The sequence below is a fragment of the Finegoldia sp. P3-F-LR genome, assembly GCF_052932165.1.
This window is the reverse complement of sequence record NZ_JBRFJE010000082.1, coordinates 1-231: the sequence shown is the minus strand read 5'-3', so window position 1 is coordinate 231 and position 231 is coordinate 1. Positions and strand designations below refer to the sequence as shown.

Below are 231 nucleotides of genomic sequence, written 5' to 3'. Positions count from 1 at the left end.
CTGAACAAACAGAACCAGGAAAGAAACCAGCAACTAAAGATGCAACAATAGCTGCAAAAGATGAACAAACATCAGCAGAACCAACAATTACTGAACCAAAAGCTGGAGATACAAGTGTAAGTGGTACAGGAGTTCCAGGAGCAACAGTTGTATTAAAAGATAAAGATGGTAACAAGATTGGTGAAGCAACAGTTGATAAAGATGGTAAATGGACAGTTGACAATATTCCAG

Annotated in this window: 1 protein-coding gene; it reads left to right on the top strand. The window is 38.1% G+C overall.

Annotation, left to right across the window (positions count from 1 at the left end; translation table 11 throughout):
- A partial coding sequence (locus tag ACU68U_RS09425) for an Ig-like domain-containing protein (RefSeq protein ID WP_446763207.1) occupies nucleotides 1-231 on the top strand: 231 nt, incomplete at both ends.